This window comes from Pseudomonas sp. PS01301 (genome assembly GCF_029960215.1).
In the GTDB taxonomy this organism is placed as follows: Bacteria; Pseudomonadota; Gammaproteobacteria; order Pseudomonadales; family Pseudomonadaceae; genus Aquipseudomonas; species Aquipseudomonas coleopterorum.
In genome coordinates, this window is the sequence record NZ_JASCPM010000117.1 from 1 (window position 1) to 708 (window position 708).

The window sequence follows — 708 nt, forward strand, 5'->3', positions numbered from 1 at the left end:
CTGCTACAGGGATCGTGGTATGCCCCTGTAGCACCGGCGCAAGCCGCGTCGGCGGTGCATGGGATCCGCCCGATAAAACGCGTCCAATCCGAAATATGCATGCGTCATTCACTATCAACGTTACCGATGGTGACGCCCGACAACGGTGCCCAAGCTCGCGAAAATCCCCGCGCTGGTGCACTGAAACCCTCGATCTAGAGCCCTCGCGGCAAAACATCATTTTCGTTGATTGTTACCATTGCCTTTATGAACTTTTCTATCGAATTTCAAAGAGTAGCATTGGCTCTGTACCCAATTTCTGCCCTCCCAAGGAGCGCCTACATCATGAAACGCCAATTGCTGCTTTCCCTGACCCTGTCCGTCCTCGCTGCCAACGCTTTCGCCATGCCAGCTGCGGATCAAAGTGTTTCCGCCGAGCTTCGCTCCAGCGCTGCCAGCTACAGCCAGCCCTACCTGGCCGAAGATGGCTCGGACCGTACCCCACAAGGCACTGTCGCCGAGAACGGTTCGGACCGCACCCCTCAGGCCACCTTCGCTGAAGACGGTTCGGATCGCACCCCACAAGGCACCTTCGCCGAGAACGGTTCCGATCGCACCCCTCAGGCCACCTTCGCTGAAGACGGCTCGGATCGCACCCCACAAGGCACCTTCGCCGAGAACGGGTCCGATCGCAGCCCGCAGGCCACCTACCCTGCAGACGGATCCGAA

At 59.2% G+C, this 708-nt stretch carries 1 protein-coding gene; it reads left to right on the plus strand.

The window, feature by feature from the left end:
- Positions 1–324: 324 nt before the first annotated feature.
- On the plus strand, positions 325–708 hold a 384-nt coding region (locus tag QMX89_RS22670; protein WP_282349955.1), incomplete at its 3' end, for a hypothetical protein.